This is a genomic window from Gordonia desulfuricans NBRC 100010 (genome assembly GCF_001485495.1).
Lineage (GTDB): Bacteria > Actinomycetota > Actinomycetes > Mycobacteriales > Mycobacteriaceae > Gordonia > Gordonia desulfuricans.
In genome coordinates this window covers 1-17674 of sequence record NZ_BCNF01000021.1, presented here as the reverse complement: position 1 = coordinate 17674, position 17674 = coordinate 1, and the positions used below count along the sequence as shown (strand labels likewise).

Genomic DNA, 17674 nt, shown 5'->3' with positions numbered 1-17674 from the left:
GCTGCAGTCGGTCCAGCAACGAACGGAGAGATCTCGATGTCGGCACATGGGCGTCCAATTCACTTGGGCGGGTTTTTGATTGCAGGGAATGTAACCCACAGTCATCCTTCGTGGCGTCATCCACGCAGTGATCCCGGGTTTCTCACACCGGAGTACTACCAGCACCTCGGTAGGGTTTTCGAACGCGCGAAATTGGACTTCGTCTTCTTTGCCGACAATTCTGCGACTCCTGCCCGCTACCGCAACGATATTCGTGACCCGCTCGCTCGCGGTACTCAGAGTGCAGCCGGGTTGGATCCCCGCTTCGTCGTTCCTGTCGTCGCGGGTGTCACGCGCAACCTGGGGATCGTATCGACCACGTCGGCGACGTTCTACTCGCCATACGACCTCGCCCGGAGCTTTGCCACTCTGGATCATCTGACCCACGGCCGCGTCGGTTGGAATGTTGTGACTTCCAATACGACCGTCGAGGCGCAGAACTTCGGGCTTGCCCGACACCTCGACCATGACGTGCGATACGACCGTGCCGAGGAATTGCTTGAGGTCGCGTTCAGGCTGTGGGCCAGTTGGGACGATGGAGCTCTGATCCAGGATAAAGAGGCGGGTGTCTTCGCCGACCCGGACCTGGTTCACAGGCTCGATCATCACGGGGAGAACTTCGATGTTCGGGGCCCGCTGTCGGTTCCCCGCTCACCGCAGGGACGGCCGGTCATCTTTCAAGCGGGATCATCCACCCGCGGGCGGGATTTTGCTGCGCGCTGGGCAGAAGCGATTTTCGAGATCGACCCGACGTCTGTGGGGCGTAAGGCCTACTACGACGACATCAAGTCGCGAGCCTCCGACTTCGGTCGTGATCCCGACGGCGTCAAGATACTCCCGTCGTTCATTCCGTTTGTGGGTGAGACCGAGTCGATCGCACGGGAAAAGCAGGCGTTCCACAACGAACTGGCCGATCCGACCGATGGATTGATCACGCTGTCGGTGCACACCGACCATGATTTCTCCGGCTATGACCTCGACGCTGTGATCGCCGACATCGATGTTCCAGGGACGAAGGGGCTTTTCGAAGTCGCTCGGAGTCTGAGTGTGAACGAGAACCTGACGCTGCGCGATATCGGAAAGCTGTACGCCCAGGGTGTGTTATTGCCGCAGTTCGTGGGTACCGCGGCTCAGGTGGCCGACCAGATCGAGGCTGCCGTCGACGGTGGAGAGGCTGATGGGTTCCTCTTTTCGGCCGGGTATACGCCTGGCGGATTCGAGGAGTTCGCCGATCTCGTCATCCCGGAACTGCAGCGGCGAGGGCGGTTTCGTACGGAGTACACGGGTTCGACGCTGCGTGAACATCTGGGTCTACCCGCTGATGCGAATCTTGTGCCCGTTCCGCGCAAGGCAGTGGGGGCGGCGTGATCGTCCTCGATCAACTGACCAAGACATTTACCCATCATGGACAATCGGCGACGGTGCTGAACAGTATCGATCTTGAGGTCGATACCGGCACGGTCTTCGCTGTCGTAGGTCCCAGCGGTGCCGGAAAAACCACGCTCGCACGGTGTATCAATCTGTTGGAGCAGCCGACTTCGGGCCGCGTCGTAGTCGGGGGTCAGGAGTTGACGGGCCTGAAGGAATCCCAGTTGAGGTCTGCTCGGCGCAGGATTGGAACGGTCTTTCAGGCGTCGAGCGTACTGTCTCGGAGAACTGCGGCCGGCAACGTGGCACTCCCTCTGGAGTGCCTGGGCGTGACTCCGGCGGAGACCAAGGCACGGGTATCCGAACTGCTTGATCGCGTGGGTCTTTCGCATCGGTCTGACCACTATCCACATCAGCTGAGCGGGGGCCAGCGTCAACGAGTGGGTATTGCCCGGGCGCTGGCATTGCGTCCGTCCGTGCTGCTCGCCGACGAGGCGACATCGGGTTTGGACCCGGAGACGACCGCATCGATCGTCGATCTGCTCGACGAGTTGCGTCGCGACCTCGATCTGACCATCCTCGCCATCACTCACGACATGAGCTTCGTTCGGAATCTCGCCGACAGCGTCGCGCGGCTCGATCATGGCAAGATCGTCGAACAAGGCGACATCGTTGATCTTCTGACCGATCCGGTATCCGAGCTGGGCAGAGGTCTGCTCCCGAGCGTCGATGTCCCAGCGGGCCAACCCGATAGGCAGTTGTGGCGGGTTCTCTATCGGGACGCGCATGCCGCACGGGACTGGATCGAGCGGTTGAGCCGCGCGATTCGCGTTCCGGTGGAGCTGCAGTCGGCGGCAGTCGAAGTGGTCAATGGAGTGCAGATCGGGCAGGCGGTCGTGTCGGTTGCTGCGCGCAACGGTCTCGACATCGCCGGACTTCTGTCGGAGTGGGGCCTGGAAGCCATCGAGGTCTCGGATGCCAACTCGGAGAAGAAGGTCGAGGTAGCAGCGTGAGTGTGCTGGCCGCCACGACACAGAACCTCGCATCCACCTCGACACCGCTCTCGGAGTTACCGTCTCTGATCATTCCGGCCTACAAGGAAACGCTGGTGATGGTCGGCGTGGTGATGCTGATCGTCTTCGCTCTCGGTCTGCCCCTGGGCGTACTGGTGCACAACACCGGACCGCGCGGACTCTTTCCGAATCCGACCGCGCACAAGATCCTGGGCGTAATTGTCAGCATCGGACGGTCGCTGCCGTTCCTGGTGCTGATGGCGGCGATCATCCCGTTCACCCACTTCGTGGTGGGTACCACGATCGGGATCCGGGCAGCGATCGTGCCGATGGCGGTCGCAGGAGTGCCGTTCTTCGCGCGGCTGGTCGAGAATTCGCTGCGAGATGTTCCTGATGCAGTGACCGATCTCGCACTCGCCTCCGGTGCCTCCCATCTACAGGTCATCACGAAAGCCCAACTTTCCGAGGCAGTGCCGGCTCTGATCGGCAACATGACGATCAACACCATCGGCATGATCGAGTACTCGGCTATCGCCGGGACCATCGGTGCTGGCGGAATTGGCTATGTCGCAGTGACATACGGATACCTCAGGTTCGACAACAACGTCATGATCGCAACGGTTGTCGTACTTGTCGTCACGGTTGCGATCGTTCAGTTCACCGGCGATTTCTTCGCCCGCCGCGCCAAGCGTGGCTGACCCCTCCTCTTGCATGTCAGACAGGAACACATCAGGTCATGAGTACCCAGACATCCCCTGAAAACGATCAGTCCGAGCAGGGGTTCACGATTGTCAAGCGAAAGCGTTGGCCATTCATCGTCGGTGCGGTGGTTGTCATCGGCGCGATCGTGGCCGCCTTCGTCTACAGTCGCGTGGGCGGCTCGGATTCGGCGGTGACCGAGTCCGGGGCAACTCTGAAAGTTGCTTATCTCGAGTCGAATCCGGCTGAGAAGGCGGTGATCGACTTCATCAGGGACAACGTCGCGGCCGACTACGATATCAAGGTCGAGGGAACTGGTATCGCTGACAGTACACAGATCAATCGTGCGATCAGCGAAGGTGAGCTGGCCGGAACGATCTTTCAACACGAACACTGGCTGGGCCAGGTCCTCGATTCCAATCCCGACTTCAAAGAACAGGCGGGAACGGGTCCGTTCTTCCACTGGATCTTCGGTATCTGGTCGGACAAATACTCCTCACCGCAAGATATTCCGGAAAATGCGCGGGTCTCGCTCTTGGCTGACCCCGCAAACCAGGCGCAAGGTCTGTGGTACCTCGAACAGGCCGGGCTCATCAAGCTTCGCGCGGGCGCTGACGTTGCCACGTTGACACCCAAGGACATCGTCGAGAACCCCAAGAATCTGCAGTTCACGCTACTCGACTTCGGTGCGCAGCCACGAGCGCTCAGCGAACTCGATGCCGTCGTCGGTTACGCCGAGTCATTTGTGGCCGCCGGTATCTCGGAGGACAAGCTGATCTTCTCGCCACCGTCACCGAACCAGTTCGCATCTGTGTTGACCGTCGGCAGCAATTACGTGGAGTCGGACAACATCCAGAACCTGATCAAGGCGTTCAAGGATCCGCGTGTACAGAAGTTCATCGCCACCGATCCGGAGACGAAGAAGTTGATCCTGCCGGCCGATCCGACAGCGGCGAACAATGGCTGATCGAGAGCTCCATCTGGGCGTCAATGTCCTCTCGGACGGTATGCACCCAGCCGCGTGGCAGTATCCGAGTTCCGATCCGTCGTGGTTCACGGATCCGGCGTACTGGATTCGTGTTGCGCAGATCGCGGAGCGAGGAACCCTCGACGCGGTCTTCCTCGCCGACAGTCCGTCGTTGTTCCAGCCGCCCGACCAGCCGCTGAGTGCGCCACCGTTGGCCCTGGACCCGATCGTGTTGTTGTCGACACTGGCATCGGTGACCACACACATCGGACTCATCGGTACGGTGTCGACCTCGTTCGAGGAGCCGTACAACGTCGCCCGCCGATTCTCGACGCTGGACCACCTCAGCCGGGGTCGTGTGGCATGGAACGTCGTGACGAGTAGTGATCGGTATGCCTGGAACAATTTCGGTGGTGGTGAACAACCCGACCGCGCTACTCGATACGAGCGGGCCGGCGAGTTCATCGAAGTCGTCCGGGCATTGTGGGATTCGTGGGACGACGACGCAGTTGTCGCCGACAAGTCCACGGGTGCGTTCAGTAAGGTCGGTGCGATACGACCGATCCGGCATCGCGGTGGGCACTTCTCGGTGGACGGGCCGTTGACTCTACCCAGATCCCCACAGGGGCATCCGGTGTTGTTTCAGGCAGGCGGTTCCACCGGCGGGTTGGATCTGGCGGCGAAGTACGCCGACGGGGTCTTTGCGGCACAGGCCTCGCTCGAGGATGCGCTGTCCAACGCGCAGGAGCTGCGGAGTCGGTTGATCGCGCATGGCCGTCCCGCCGAGGCGATCCGAATCATGCCTGGCTTGTCGTTCGTGCTCGGCAGTACGGAGGCAGAGGCCAGGTCGCGAAACGACGAATTGAACGAGCTCGCCGGGGATCGACGCCTGGCACATCTGGCTGGTCAACTCAGCGTCGATGTGGCGGAGCTGAAGTGGGACAAGCCGCTTCCCGGTTGGCTCCTCGAGGGCGCGGCGCCGATCAGCGGTTCCCAGGGAGCTCGCGACATCGTCGTCAACATCGCTCGGCGGGAGAACCTGACCGTGCGTCAGCTGCTCGATCGGGTGATCACGTGGCACCGCGTCGTGGTCGGATCGCCTGAACAGATCGCCGATGCCATCGAGGACTGGTTCGTTGCGGGCGCTGTCGACGGCTTCAACCTGATGCCGGATGTCTTCCCGTCGGGTCTCGAGTTGTTCGTCGACCACGTCGTACCGATCCTCCGGGACCGAGGGTTGTTCCGGCGGGAGTACACATCGACGACATTGCGTGGGCATCTGGGCCTCGAGCGCACCCCAGACCGGCCGTCGTCGGGTTCGATCCGCCGGACCGGTTAGGTCGCTCGTCCGGACGCGTCTGTCTCCGGGCCCGGCTCGGACTACCGGAACACGATGCACGTGGTGGTGCCGTGCGCGACCAGTTTGCCGTCGGCGGAGAACACCTTGCCCTCGGCGGTCGCGGTACGGCCACCCACGTGGATCACGGTGCCGACACCGGTGAGTTCGCCGGCGTCGAGCGCCACCGACCGGATGTAGTTCACCTTGAGTTCCAGGGTCGTGTAGCCGACGCCGGCGGGCAGCGTCGTGTGCACCGCGCAGCCCATCACCGAGTCGAGCAAGGTCGCACAGATCCCGCCGTGCACGGTCCCGAGCGGATTGGAGAAGTCGGGCTTCGGGGTCACCACGAAGCGCACCTCGCCCTCCTCGATACTCGCCGGGCGCATCCCCAGCAGCCGGCCGATGCCGGGCTGATCGTGATGGGGGGCGGCCTGCCATGCCCGCAGCAGCTCCAGGCCGGACATCTGGGTGGGATCACCGATGGGTTCGGTCGAGGTCGTCATGGTTATGTATGGTTGCATAGAACCGCCTGATTATGAAGGTCTACATAGGAGGTGGCGGTGATGTTCGACGACGACTCCGGCGACATCGGCACGTCGCGTGTGGGGGACGACGGTCCGCGCGAACGGATGATCGTGCACGCCGCCGACCTGATCGGCCGTGACGGTGTGGCGGCCACCTCGATCGGGGACGTCATCTCCGCGAGCGGGGCGCCCCGCGGGTCCATCTACCATCACTTCCCCGGCGGCAAGACGCAGCTGGTCACCGAGGCCGTCCGCTACGCCGGTGACTTCATCACCCGACGCATCGGAGGTCAGCATCCCGGCTCGCCGTCGGAGGCGGTCTTCGGCATCGGCGACGTCTGGCGTCGCATGCTGGTCAACACCGACTATCAGTTCGGGTGCCCGGTCCTGGCCGGTGGACTGTCCCGGCGCGCCGAACCCGAGGTAGCCGACGAGTCGCAGCGCATCTTCGGCGACTGGTTGCGGCTGATCGCGACCCGCCTGATCGCCGAGGGGGTCGACCCCGACCGCGCCGACTCGCTGGCCAACCTCACGGTCTCGGCGATCGAGGGTGCGGTGGGGATGTGTCAGACCCGGCGCAGCGTCGAACCGCTCGATCGTGTCATCGCCGAGCTCGCGCGTCTGTGTGACGAGGCCGCCGGCGTCTGAACGTCACCTGTCTGGGTGCCACCTGCCGAGTGGTGCCTGGCGGAGTCGTGCCCGTCGGGGCACGTCACCTGGTTCCGTTCCTTCGGGTATGTCCCTGTGAGTCGGAACATAGTAGGTTCTTGCGGAACGGTGACGAGTGAGGTGATCAATGACGCCGGTATACCGACAGGTACTCGGGTCGGACTTCGATCGGCTCCACCCCAACGTGGCCTGGCGGTACAGCATCGACTCGACGTCGAATGTCGCCCAGATGGGTACCGGCATGCTCGAGTCGGTCTACATCAGTTCGGCGCTGCCGCCACCGTTCTTCTGGTACTACGGCAAACGCAACGCCCTGCCCTCCAAGACCAGCCGGATGGTCCCGTTCACCCAGGGCCACTACTGCTACCGCGACGAGATCGGCCGTGAATGTCTGGCGGTGCTGCGCTCGTTCGACTACACCACCGGTCCGCGGAAGCTGAACTCCGTCCTGGTCTCCGGACGGACCGGGCTGGTCGACTACTTCGGTGACGGCCCGGAACTGCTCTACCCGATCGAGCCGTCGGTGACCCCGGCCGGCGAGCTGCTGCTGGAGAGTGGTCCGCTGCGGTGGCTCGGCCGCGGACCGAAGATCGGGATGAAGGGCCCGTTCGCCACCCAGATGAAGTACATCGAAGGGTGGGACGAGGAGCACGACCGGTTCCGCTGCGACGCGACGGTGCGCAATCCGATGGTCGGCGAGATCCTGCATTTCCGAGGCTGGTTCACCGTCTCCGACGTCGCCTGCGAATTGCGCGACATCCCCGACGAGGCGTGGCCGCTGAACCTCGTCGACCGGGAGGCCTGAGACGCGTCACGCACTCGCGTGGTTCACCGCCTGTCCCCGATCGGCAAAGGGTAGGTTTCTCGCATGGCAGTCAATGCGAAAACCGAGTTCGATGTCGCCGCGCCCCCGTCGGTCGTGATGGAGGTGCTGATGGATGTGGAGGCCCTGCCGGACTGGTCGTCGGCGCACAAGGCGGCGAAGATCGTCTCCGAGCACGAGGACGGTACGCCCGACCAGGTTTCGATGACCGTCTCGGCGGTCGGCGTCAACGACGACCAGACCGTCTCCTATGTCTGGACCGACAACACGTGCACCTGGGATCTGGTGGAGTCCAAGATGCTCGCCTCGCAGCACGGTGTCTACACCGTGACCCCCAACGGGGACGGGTCCCATGTGGACTTCGAGCTGGAGATCGACCTGAAGGTCAAACTCCCCGGCATGCTGATCAAGCGTGGTCAGAAGACGGCCGTCGAGACCGCGAAGAAGGGACTCACCGCGGAGTGCGAGCGCCGCGCCAAGCTGTGACCACTGATCGCTGAATTCTCAACGGGCACTGCCGGTTTCACCACCGGCGGTCCCCGTTGCCGTTTTCGGCGGAAGAACGTTGTCGATCCGTGACCTCGCCTGCCTCTCGACGGCGGATTCGTCCGATTCCACAGGAGTACGCTGTGCCGGGTACCTCTCGGTAACCCACTTTCTTCCATCCGTCAAGGAGGCCGACGACATTGCGAAACCACAGGTTTGCGGTACGAGCACTGGTGCTCGCGATCGGCGGCGCCGGTGCGGCATGGGGTCTGGGGCTCGGCGCCGCCGATGCCCAGGCGAACACCTGTTCCGCCTCGAACGGTCATGAGGTGCAACGGATTCAGGGACTGAGTGGTTGTGGGGCACGCGCCGGTGCGGGGAGTACGGCGAGGGCGGAGGAGACCGGCGGCGGGACCGCCGTGGCGGTCTCGGACAAGGGTGGCCACGCGAATGCGATCAACCAGCAGCCAGGTTCGTCGGCGCTCTCGGGTGCCACGACCGGCGGTACCTCGTACGCCATCACCACCGGCCCCAAGTCGCTCGCGGTCGCGCAGGCGCGGGCCGGTGGGTACTCGGTGTCGGTGGGCGGCTGGGGCGGCCAGGCCTACTCCGGTGGTCCCGGCGTCCGGTGTGCGGGCGGGTTCGCCGCGGCGGCCGACACCACCACCGGCAAGGCATGCCTGAAGTACGGATCGATCAACCTGGGGAACTGATCTTCGGGTTCCGTCGCCTCGCCGTCGCCGTGAGAACCGGCGAAGATCACCCAACGGTCACACTCCGGTTCACCGAGGGGCCACGCGGCGTTCGCGCGCACGGCATATCGTGGGAGCGTGACCGAGTTACATGATCTCGAAACCCTGGGGCCCGACTTCAGCAAGCTGAACGGTCGTGAGGCCCTGCAGCACCTCGTCGATCTGCACGACACCACTCAGTTCGAGGTGAATGACGACGATGACGACGATCCCGTCCTGCTGACGCTGCCCGAGCGCAACGTCGTCGACACCTGGCGAGAGGACTACCCGTACGACGAGCGGATGAGTCGCCGCGAGTACGAGGTGACCAAGCGTCGTCTGCAGATCGAGCTGCTCAAGCTGCAGAAGTGGTCCAAGCAGACCGGTCAGCGGCACTTGCTGGTGTTCGAGGGACGCGATGCGGCCGGCAAGGGTGGCACGATCAAGCGCTTCAACGAGCACCTCAATCCCCGCGGTGCCCGCGTCGTCGCCCTGGAGAAGCCGTCCGAGCGCGAGGCCACCGAGTGGTACTTCCAGCGCTACGTGCAGCATCTCCCGGCAGCAGGCGAGATGGTCTTCTTCGACCGATCCTGGTACAACCGCGCCGGCGTCGAGCGGGTGATGGGATTCTGCACCCCCGATCAGTACGACCAGTTCATGGTGCAGGTGCCCGCCTTCGAGAAGATGCTCGTCGACGACGGCATCAACCTGGTGAAGTTCTGGTTCTCGGTGAGCCCGCTCGAGCAGCGCACCCGCTTCGCGATCCGCCAGATCGACCCGGTGCGGCAGTGGAAGCTCTCCCCGATGGACCTCGCCTCGCTGGACAAGTGGGACTCCTACGGTGCGGCCAAGGAGGCGATGTTCGCCAACACCGACACCGACATCGCACCGTGGACCGTGGTGAAGTCCAACGACAAGAAGCGGGCCCGGCTCAACGCCATGCGGCACGTCCTGTCCCTGTTCGACTACAAGGGCAAGAACGAGGAGTTCGTCGGCGCCCCCGACCCGCTGATCCTGGGACGTGCCCGCGACGTCGTCGGTGAGTGATCGCCGGTAGCCTCGTCGCGTGCGGACGTTTCTGAGTGCCATCCTGACCCTGGTCGCGATGGGCGCGATCATCGTTGCCCTCCCGTCGATGTGGGTCACCCAACGGGTCACCGACACCGAGGGATTCGTGTCGGTGATCGCGCCGCTCGCCTACGACGGGCAGGTCCAGGACTTCATCGCCGACGAGATCACCGAGGAGGTGGCGGCCCGGACCGAGTTCCCCGGCGCCGGTGCCGTCGTCCGGCCGCTGGCGGTGGGCTACGTCCAGGGCGATTCGTTCCCCGCCGACTTCAGCGACCTCGTCGGCCAGCAGCACGCATGGCTGTTCGACGAGGCACCGGCCGGCAGTTCCGCCCAGACGATGGAGCTCGACATCACCCCGATGATCAACCGGGCGTTGTCGGAACAGAACCTGCCGTTCGACCTCACCGTCAGTGACCCGGTCCTGGTCCCGATGTCCGAGCACGGGAACCTCGAGGCCGGCCGGTACCACAAGGTGAGCGGACAGATCGAGACGATCGCCTACAGCGCCTCGGTGATCGCCGCGGCCGCCGCGATCCTCGCGCTGCTGTTCGGGCACCGGCGCGGCACCGTGCTCGCCTGGATCGGGATCGGCGGACTGCTCGCGGCCGGACTGTGCTGGGTGGTGGCCCTCAACGCCACCACGATCATCGACCGGCAGGTCTCCACCGAGGGCTCCGGTCACACCGTGACGAACCTGGCGATCGACGCGATGGCCGACGACCTCACCCGGTGGGCGATGATCGCCGCGGCCATCGGCGCTGCCGTCACCGTGGTCGGGGTCGTGACGCGGTTGATCGGCGGCCGGACGCGGTACTGACCGCCGGCGGGGCGACAACTCGGGCAGTTCGAACGATTCGGGCCTGAATTCGACCACGAAACCCCAACTCCGGGCACACTTTCGGTGTGACACAAATGTCCCGGTTCGCGTGGCTGAGCGCGATGGGCGCTGCACTGTGGCGATATGTCCGCAGTGCACCGTTCACCTTCGCATGGCTGGCGGTCCTGTTCGTCACCACCGCGATCCAGCGGTCGCTGACGCCGGTCGAACTCGACGAGGTGCTCGGCCAACGATCCACCAACATCGCCAACCTCACCCATGACCCGTTCCGGGTGCTGGTCACCAGCCTGTTCTGGATCGACGGCGAGGTGTGGCTGCCGTACCTGGTGCTGTTCTGTCTCTTCCACGTCCCGGCCGAGCGCTGGCTGGGCCCGGTGCGATGGTTCGTCGTCGGGTTCAGCGCGCACGTCATCGCGACATACCTGAGTCAGGGCGCCCTCGAGTACGCGATCCGGCAGGGCGCGACCAGCCCCTCGATGGTCGACGTCCGCGACATCGGGGTCAGCTACTTCCTCGCCGCGATCGGCGGCGTGCTGACCTACCACATCGCCCGCCCGTGGCGCTGGCTCTATCTGGCCGGGGTGGTCGTCGTCTTCGGGGTGCCGCTGCTGACCCACGTCACCTTCACCGGGATCGGCCATGCGCTGTCGGCGCTGATCGGCCTGGCGTGGTATCCGATCACCCGCGGTTGCCCTGCACCGCAATGGAATCCGTCAGAGATCCCCGGACGCCTACGGGCCCGGCTGCGACGGGTGGGGCGGTCGTGACCCGCCGGCGCTCCTCAGACCTGTTCGAGGAGCCAGGCCAGATCGGGTGCGTAGACGTCGGTGACCGACCCCAGGCAGGAGACGACCCGGGTGCTCACGTCGGCGCCCGCAGCCCGATAGGCGGATGCGGCACCGGCGATGTCGCCGACCGGGGTCACCGACACCGGCGACAGATTCGAGTCGCAGCGGGTGATCCGCAGCGTGGCCGTCGGCGTCGGCGAGGTGGGTGTGGCCAGCGCCTGGGTGGCGAAGGCGGTGCGATAGTCGGCCTCGGCGTACGGCGAGTGCCCCGGCTCGAACAGCGCCTCCAGCGGGAGATGGGACAGCGCGGTGTAGGCGGGGAAGGTGCAACTGGACCGGAACACCTCGGCCACCTTGCGGCCCAACGGGTTCAGCTTCTCGTCGATCCGCATCTCCGGATGCCCCACCTGCAATCCGAGCAGATCGGCGAAGGCGAATCCGGCGCCCACCGACCCGCTGTTGGCCTTGATGAAGTTGTGGTGGTCGGGGACGATCTGCCCCAGCACCGCCGCGGGGATGTGCAGGTCGGGAGCGTACGTCGGCGCGAGTTCGGCACCGAAGGCGGCAGCACCGGCACCGCCGCCGGACGGACCGTACAGTGCCACCGTCGACGACGCGTCGAGTCCGGTCCCGGGGAGATGGAGCGCGGCGCGCGCCCCGTCGAGCAGGGCATGTCCGGAGGTGCGCGGCAGCAACGATGCCGCCGGGGCGGGTCCCCCGTCGTTGACCAGGTCGGCCACCAGGACGGTGTGTCCGGCGCGCAGGGACGGCATCGCCGAGTCGAACGGGCCGGAGTTGCGGAACCTCGACACCGGGGAGGTGTTGTCCAGCGACGACGTCGGACGGCAGTACGCGCCGAGACTCTCGTCGGCGATACCCGAGGCGATCAGCGCCCGACTCTTGTCGCTCGGCCGCTGCGGCGGAACCAGCACCACCGCACTCGCGGCATCACGGTTGCCGTGGGCGCCGGTGGTCACGTACAGGATGCGCGATGCCCGGACGCCGGGCACCTGCGCGGTGACCAGCGGTACCTGCGCGGGCTCGGACCGCAGGACCGTCCCGAGCGGGGTGCCGGCGGCGATCGGCGCATGCGAGTAGAACGGGTCCGGTGTCGGCGCGACCGCCCGCGCGACGTCGTCGAGCTGCGTCGACAGGGATGCGAGCGGCCCCGGCTGCGGTGCGGCGGTGGGCGATGCGGCGGCGGTGCCCGCCCCGACTGAACCGGCGAGCGCGGCGGCGAGCGCGAACGGAACGATCCCGCGTATGCGGGCACGACGAATGAAGGTCACAGCACAATCCCCCGACTGGTGCGTAGTTGTCGTCGTCGACAGTAGCCGAGCCGTCGCAGGCCGCCGGGGGCACCTCGCCTACCGGAACGCCGTTCGTCCCGGATTCCGGGACGAACGGCGACGGAGATCGAGCGCGCATGTCGACGGCAACCCTCACACGATTCGCGCAGGCGTGCGTCGCGGTGGAGACCGACGAGGTGGTGGCTACTTACGTCCGGCGCGCCAGTTGAGGCCCCAGCCGTAGGCTTCGTCGACCTTCGACTGCGAACCGTGGATGTAACGGACCTCGCGGTTGACGACGAGTTCGCCGCCCCGGTTCTCGATCGTGGCGATGGCACAGGAGATGGCGCCCTGGTCGTGCTCGTCGAGGCGGACCTCGATCTCCGGGCCGTTCGCCGGGAACAGCGTGACCACGCCGTTGGCGCTCGCCCAGTTGGGGGTGCCCTCGTAGATGTAGGCGAAGATCAGGATGCGCCGGATCATGGCCGACGCCGACAGGTCGATGTACATGTTCTCGCCGCCGGTGTTGGAGCCGGAGCGGTCGTCGCCGTCGAGGTAGATGATCGGACGGCCCTCGTACGGTGCCTGGAACGAGTTGCCGAGGGCCTGCACGATCCCCTTGTCGCCGTTGCTGAACTCCCACAGGCAGGCGAGGTCGAGGTCGACCCCCGACGAGCGGCGGAACAGGCCGCCCTTGGCGCCGGAGGTCCAGTTGAGGTTCACCCGGATCTGCCCGGTGGCCGAACCCTGCTTGGTCAGCGACACACTTGGTGCCGACTTGGTCAGCGTGACCTTCGACAACGACACCGGCGCGGCCGGCGGCTGCTGCTGGGGCTGGGCGGGGTATCCCTGGGCCGGCTGGGCGGGGTATCCCTGGGCCGGCGGCGGTGTGGGCTGTGCCTTCGGACGCTTGGTGTAGTCGATTCCCATGATGTCGCGTTCTCTGCCTTCGTCGTCGGGGGTCAGGGTTCTGGAGGATCTGGGTTCGGGTCTGGTTTGTCTGGATTGCGAATTTCTTCGCATGGGTCACGACCAGCCTAGCGATGGTGGCGGCGTGGGCGGGCCGGCCGCATCAGAGGGGTGCGTGCGCCTGTGGGCCGAAGCTGCCGGCCACCTCGAGCCGGCCCCGGATGTCGCGTCGGCACGATGCCACCGCGACATGCCCCTGACGTGCTGCGGAGTGGGGGAGAACGACACCGCCGTCGATCTCGTAGCGCGTGTTGGTCACCTTGGTGGAGGTGGCCCGCGGGTCGGCGGGATACTCCGGCGGGGCATCCGAACGAATGACGACGACCGCCTCGGTGACCCCGGCCGGCCAGGTGAACAGCAACCGGTCGCCGCTGACCGTGACCCCGGTGATCGGTGGTAGGTCGGGTCCGGCCGGCGGTGGCGTCGTGGCGGTGGGGGTCGTGGGTGTCGGGGGTGCGGTGGTCACCTGTCGGGCTGGTGCTGGTGTCTGCGTCGGTGTCGCGGGCTGCGCGGGTGTCGGTGCGGCGCTGCGACGTTCGGCCTCGTCGGCGACGGCGTCGATCTGACGTCGTGCGACGGGGTCGTCACCGGCCGCCGCGCGGGCGCGGGCGCAATGATCACGGGCGGCGTCGAGACGATCGGAGCGCAGTGCCTTGCGCGCCGATCGCAACGCCGCCTGCCACTCGCCGGGCGAACCGGCGGCGGCCGGCGGTGTCTGTGTCGCTCGTGTCTGTGCTGGTGGAGGTGGCGGGTTCTCCACTGTCGCGCCGTATTCCGCGGCGATCCGGGTGATCAGTGCCCGTGCGTCGCGGGTGCTGAGGTCGAGGTCGCGGGCCTGCTCGAGCAGATACTGATGGTCGGATGGATGCAGGCGGTCCTCGACGAGCACCGCGGCCCGGATCTGTGGTCGCAGGGCGGCGTCGACGCCGTCGAGGATCGATCGGAGATAGGCGTCGGCGGTCGCGGGGGCTTCGAGCAGGATGCTCTCCACGTGGATCAGCAACTCGTCCACCAGGGCTCGCATCCGGCCCGCAGGCAGGGCCCGTGCCTGCTCGCGCAGGATTGCCGCCGACCGCGAGATGGTGTCGCGGTCGGTGATCGCGTCGGTGTCCAGTCGAAGGAATCCGAGCAGCGTGTGTACCGGCGGGGCGTCGCGTCGCCGACTGAACTCGGCGAGCAACTCGGTGATCTGGATCAGCCGCTGATCACTCAGAGATGTTGTCGGGGAGGCCATCTCCGGCTCCGGAGCGGTGTCGGCGTCGTCGATGATCCGGTACCGGCGCAATCGCACCGTCACCTCGTCGGCGGTCAGCCCGCCCATCGCCCCGATCTCGTCGAGGCCCGCACGTTTGCTTGTCGGGATACCGCCGTAGCGGTCCATCAGTCGCTCGATCGCATTGTCGAGCAGCTCGTATCGTCCTTGGTCGCGTTGCTGTCGGGCGTCACTGACCGTCCTGGCCTCCGCGGACCGCGAATCCCGCTGCCGCAGTGGGGCACTGCGATGCGGATGCTCGGCGACGAGCCGCTCCACCAGCACCCGGTACTTCGGATGATCCCGGTGGCGTTGCCAGAACCCCCACACCTCGTCGATGCGGGTGTTCACCTCGTCGTCGGTGAGGCTGTCGGACTCCTCGAGCGGGATGTCGTAGAGCTCGAAGGAATCCGACGAGTCGGCACCGCCGCGCCGTTCGACGGCGGCCAGCACGCGCTTGCGGTAGTCGTTGGGCGTGAACGGCTGCATGCCTCACCCGTCCCGGCGACGGCTGCGCTGCACCTGGTCGAGCTCGCGGGCCACCTCCGACTGGGACAGCGTGGCACCGGTCTTCGCGGTCAGTGTCAGGGGGAGACCGGCGGACACGTGGAATGCGGTGACGTGCAGGACGCCGTCGAAGCCCATCTCGAAACTGATCTGGACCTCGCTGTTCTCCTCGAATCCGGGTGGGATGTCGTCGATCGCGCCCTCGATCAGCACCTTGGTGTCCTCCGGACGTGGCGAGAGATCCTGCCCGGCCTGTTCGACGACGGTCAGCTCGATTCGGTCCTGGTCGGCGCGCATGGTGCCGAAGGATCGGCGCACCCTGATCGGCAACGGCTGATTGCGTTCCACCAGCCAACTCACCTGCAGTCCACCGGTGTGGGTGCTGACCGCGAGAACGCCGAAGCCCCGTGACACGACGGTATCGACGCGGATCTCGAGCATGCGACGTACGCCGGAGACGGGCAGCCCGAAGGCCTCGGCGACGCGTCCACAGGCGGAGTGGAGGTCGGCCGGATCGGTGTCGAGCAGCCCGCCGACGCCCGGCAGGCGACCGCGGGACTGCAGGTCGGCGCGGACGAGTCGTTCGATCTCCAGCTTGTCGCCGTAGATCGCCGCACCACGGGCCACGGCGAGGTCGGGATCGCTGAGTTCGGGGATCAGCCCGAACCGTGCGGTGAGTTCCCGTGTGACGGCGGGCATGCGAGAGGAACCGCCGACCAGGAGTATCCGATCCACCTGGTGGACACCGCGTTCGGCGGCCCCGGCCAGACACGATGCGGTGAGATCGAGGGTGCGGGTGAGCAATCCGGCGGTGAGGTCCTCGAGTTCGGTGCGGGTCACCGTGATCACCGACCGTTGCTCGTCGTGCGTCACGATCACCGACGTGGACTCGGTCTCGGTCAGTTCGTGTTTGACGCGTTCGGCGGCCAGGATCAACGCCTGCGCCCCGGCGGAGTCGTCGAGCGGGTCCTCGGCGTCGGGATGCTCGGTGCAGAACCTGCGCGACAGGTGCAGGGCGAGTCGTTCGTCCCAGTCGGCGCCGCCGAGCTGATGGTCGCCGTCGACGGCGAGGACGGAGATGCGGCGATCGGCGAGTTCGATGACCGTCGCGTCGAAGGTGCCGCCGCCGAGGTCGTAGACCAGCACGGTCTCGTCCGGGGTGGCGGTGGCGAGGGGATCGGTGAGCCGGCTGAATCCGTACGACAGGGCCGCCGCGATCGGTTCGGAGAGCACCCCGGCGACGTCGAGACCGGCGTAGGTGCCGGCCTGGATGGTGGCCCGGCGTTCCTCGTCGCCGAAGTAGGCGGGCACGGTGATCACCGCACGCTCGACCTTCTCTCCGGCGAACTCGGCGTCGGACATCAGCGACTTGAGGATGAGCGCCGAGACCGCCGGTGCCGACCAGCTGCGCCCGTGGGCGACGTAGCGCCAGTCGACCTCGCCCATCCGGCGTTTGACCAGCGTGCACACGTGGTCGGGGTCGAGCCGTGCCTGGCGTCGGGCGCCCTCGCCGACGACGTGATCGTGCGCCGAGGGGAAGAGCACCACCGACGGTGTGGTCGGCGCACCACTCCAGTCCTTGATCACCTCGGGCCTGCCGTCGCGGTCGATCGCGGCGATGGCCGAGTTGGTCGTGCCCAGGTCGATCCCGTAAACACCCACGGTTCGCGAGGATAACGTGAAATCGCCGGCGATCGGGTGTCGCCCGGGTTGTCGGCCGGTCGGTTTACGCTACCGGGATGACCGAGACCGGGAAGTCCGCCGACGCCGATCCGATCGACCGACTCGAGGAACGGATCGGTGATCTCGGCCGGATCCTGGCCCGGCAGACGCAGTCACTGGACCGGCTGGTCGACGCCGATCGCAAACGCGAGGCCGCTGCGCGCGCCGGTGCCGACCTTCCGCTGCTGGTCGAGTTGCTGGAGCTCTATGCCGATGCATCCGCCTGCACGTCGACGGCAGCGACGGAGGCCGACCGAGTGGCCTTCGCCGCACTCCGCGACGGGCTGGACCGGCTGATCGTCGGGCGCGGTGGGTCGGTGATCGCCCCACATCCCGGAACGGCATTCGACGTCGCCATGATGGATGCCGTCGACGTCATCCCTTTGACCGACGACGATGACCCAGATGCGGTGGATCGAACCGTGGTCCGTGTGGTCCACCCCGGCCTGCGGGTCGGCGATCGCGCCGTCCGCCCGGCGTTGGTGGTCGTGTACTCGTGAGCTGAGGTGTCGACTCGACTTGTCGACGGCGGGTTGGTGATTGAGCCGGGACCGAGCGTAGCGAGGACCCGTGTCGAAAT

The 17674-nt window shown here is 66.1% G+C and carries 18 protein-coding genes; 13 read left to right on the top strand and 5 right to left on the bottom strand.

Annotated elements, in window-relative coordinates:
* Positions 1–36 precede the first annotated feature (36 nt).
* The 5 genes from GD1_RS03535 to GD1_RS03515 are packed head-to-tail and all read left to right on the top strand — an operon-like array spanning position 37 to position 5425.
* Positions 37–1407: an LLM class flavin-dependent oxidoreductase gene (locus GD1_RS03535; protein WP_059035696.1), complete on the top strand. Its 1371-nt coding sequence runs from the start codon at positions 37–39 to the stop codon at positions 1405–1407.
* Positions 1404–2420, top strand: coding sequence for a methionine ABC transporter ATP-binding protein (locus GD1_RS03530; protein WP_053777104.1), 1017 nt, complete (start codon positions 1404–1406; stop codon positions 2418–2420). The genes GD1_RS03535 and GD1_RS03530 overlap by 4 nt, the downstream gene beginning before the upstream one ends.
* Positions 2417–3118: a methionine ABC transporter permease gene (locus GD1_RS03525; RefSeq protein ID WP_020794799.1), complete on the top strand. Its 702-nt coding sequence runs from the start codon at positions 2417–2419 to the stop codon at positions 3116–3118. Before GD1_RS03530 ends, GD1_RS03525 begins: the two co-directional genes overlap by 4 nt.
* 38 nt (positions 3119–3156) lie before the next feature.
* A complete protein-coding gene (locus tag GD1_RS03520; RefSeq protein WP_059035695.1) occupies positions 3157–4086 on the top strand; it encodes a MetQ/NlpA family ABC transporter substrate-binding protein in 930 nt (309 codons plus the stop codon).
* Positions 4079–5425, top strand: coding sequence for an LLM class flavin-dependent oxidoreductase (locus GD1_RS03515; protein WP_059035692.1), 1347 nt, complete (start codon positions 4079–4081; stop codon positions 5423–5425). The genes GD1_RS03520 and GD1_RS03515 overlap by 8 nt, the downstream gene beginning before the upstream one ends.
* A gap of 41 nt (positions 5426–5466) precedes the next feature.
* Here GD1_RS03515 and GD1_RS03510 read toward each other — a convergent pair whose 3' ends face one another.
* Positions 5467–5946, bottom strand: coding sequence for a PaaI family thioesterase (locus tag GD1_RS03510; protein WP_053777101.1), 480 nt, complete (start codon positions 5944–5946; stop codon positions 5467–5469).
* Between the two features lie 42 nt (positions 5947–5988).
* Here GD1_RS03510 and GD1_RS03505 point away from each other — a divergent pair, with 42 nt between their 5' ends.
* The 7 genes from GD1_RS03505 (at position 5989) to GD1_RS03475 (ending at position 11334) form a co-directional block, all read left to right on the top strand.
* Positions 5989–6597, top strand: coding sequence for a TetR/AcrR family transcriptional regulator (locus GD1_RS03505; protein WP_059035717.1), 609 nt, complete (start codon positions 5989–5991; stop codon positions 6595–6597).
* A 148-nt stretch (positions 6598–6745) separates the two neighbouring features.
* Positions 6746–7423 (top strand): DUF4166 domain-containing protein, encoded by a 678-nt coding sequence (locus GD1_RS03500; protein ID WP_059035690.1) that lies wholly within the window; start codon positions 6746–6748, stop codon positions 7421–7423.
* 63 nt (positions 7424–7486) lie between these two features.
* The gene (locus tag GD1_RS03495; RefSeq protein WP_059035688.1) at positions 7487–7927 is read left to right on the top strand and encodes an SRPBCC family protein; all 441 of its coding nucleotides are present in this window, start codon (positions 7487–7489) and stop codon (positions 7925–7927) included.
* A gap of 200 nt (positions 7928–8127) precedes the next feature.
* Positions 8128–8640, top strand: a complete 513-nt coding sequence (locus GD1_RS03490) for a DUF6764 family protein (protein ID WP_053777099.1) — start codon at positions 8128–8130, stop codon at positions 8638–8640.
* Between the two features lie 117 nt (positions 8641–8757).
* Complete coding sequence (ppk2, locus tag GD1_RS03485; protein ID WP_059035687.1) at positions 8758–9705, top strand: polyphosphate kinase 2; 948 nt, start codon at positions 8758–8760, stop codon at positions 9703–9705.
* A 19-nt stretch (positions 9706–9724) separates the two neighbouring features.
* The gene (locus GD1_RS03480) at positions 9725–10546 is read left to right on the top strand and encodes a hypothetical protein (RefSeq protein WP_244882501.1); all 822 of its coding nucleotides are present in this window, start codon (positions 9725–9727) and stop codon (positions 10544–10546) included.
* A 95-nt stretch (positions 10547–10641) separates the two neighbouring features.
* Positions 10642–11334 carry a rhomboid-like protein gene (locus GD1_RS03475; protein WP_059035684.1) on the top strand — a complete coding sequence of 231 codons (693 nt, stop codon included), beginning with the start codon at positions 10642–10644 and terminating at the stop codon, positions 11332–11334.
* Between the two features lie 14 nt (positions 11335–11348).
* Here GD1_RS03475 and GD1_RS03470 read toward each other — a convergent pair whose 3' ends face one another.
* From GD1_RS03470 to GD1_RS03455, 4 genes are all read right to left on the bottom strand, one after another.
* Positions 11349–12644, bottom strand: a complete 1296-nt coding sequence (locus tag GD1_RS03470) for a lipase family protein (RefSeq protein WP_059035682.1) — start codon at positions 12642–12644, stop codon at positions 11349–11351.
* Between the two features lie 204 nt (positions 12645–12848).
* The gene (locus GD1_RS03465) at positions 12849–13574 is read right to left on the bottom strand and encodes a TerD family protein (RefSeq protein WP_083533831.1); all 726 of its coding nucleotides are present in this window, start codon (positions 13572–13574) and stop codon (positions 12849–12851) included.
* A 142-nt stretch (positions 13575–13716) separates the two neighbouring features.
* Complete coding sequence (locus GD1_RS03460; protein ID WP_059035680.1) at positions 13717–15354, bottom strand: hypothetical protein; 1638 nt, start codon at positions 15352–15354, stop codon at positions 13717–13719.
* 3 nt (positions 15355–15357) lie between these two features.
* The gene (locus tag GD1_RS03455) at positions 15358–17034 is read right to left on the bottom strand and encodes an Hsp70 family protein (RefSeq protein WP_059035679.1); all 1677 of its coding nucleotides are present in this window, start codon (positions 17032–17034) and stop codon (positions 15358–15360) included.
* A 77-nt stretch (positions 17035–17111) separates the two neighbouring features.
* On the opposite strand from GD1_RS03455, the gene grpE reads away from it, so the two are divergent.
* Positions 17112–17594: a nucleotide exchange factor GrpE gene (gene grpE / locus GD1_RS03450; RefSeq protein ID WP_059035677.1), complete on the top strand. Its 483-nt coding sequence runs from the start codon at positions 17112–17114 to the stop codon at positions 17592–17594.
* Positions 17595–17674 lie beyond the last annotated feature (80 nt).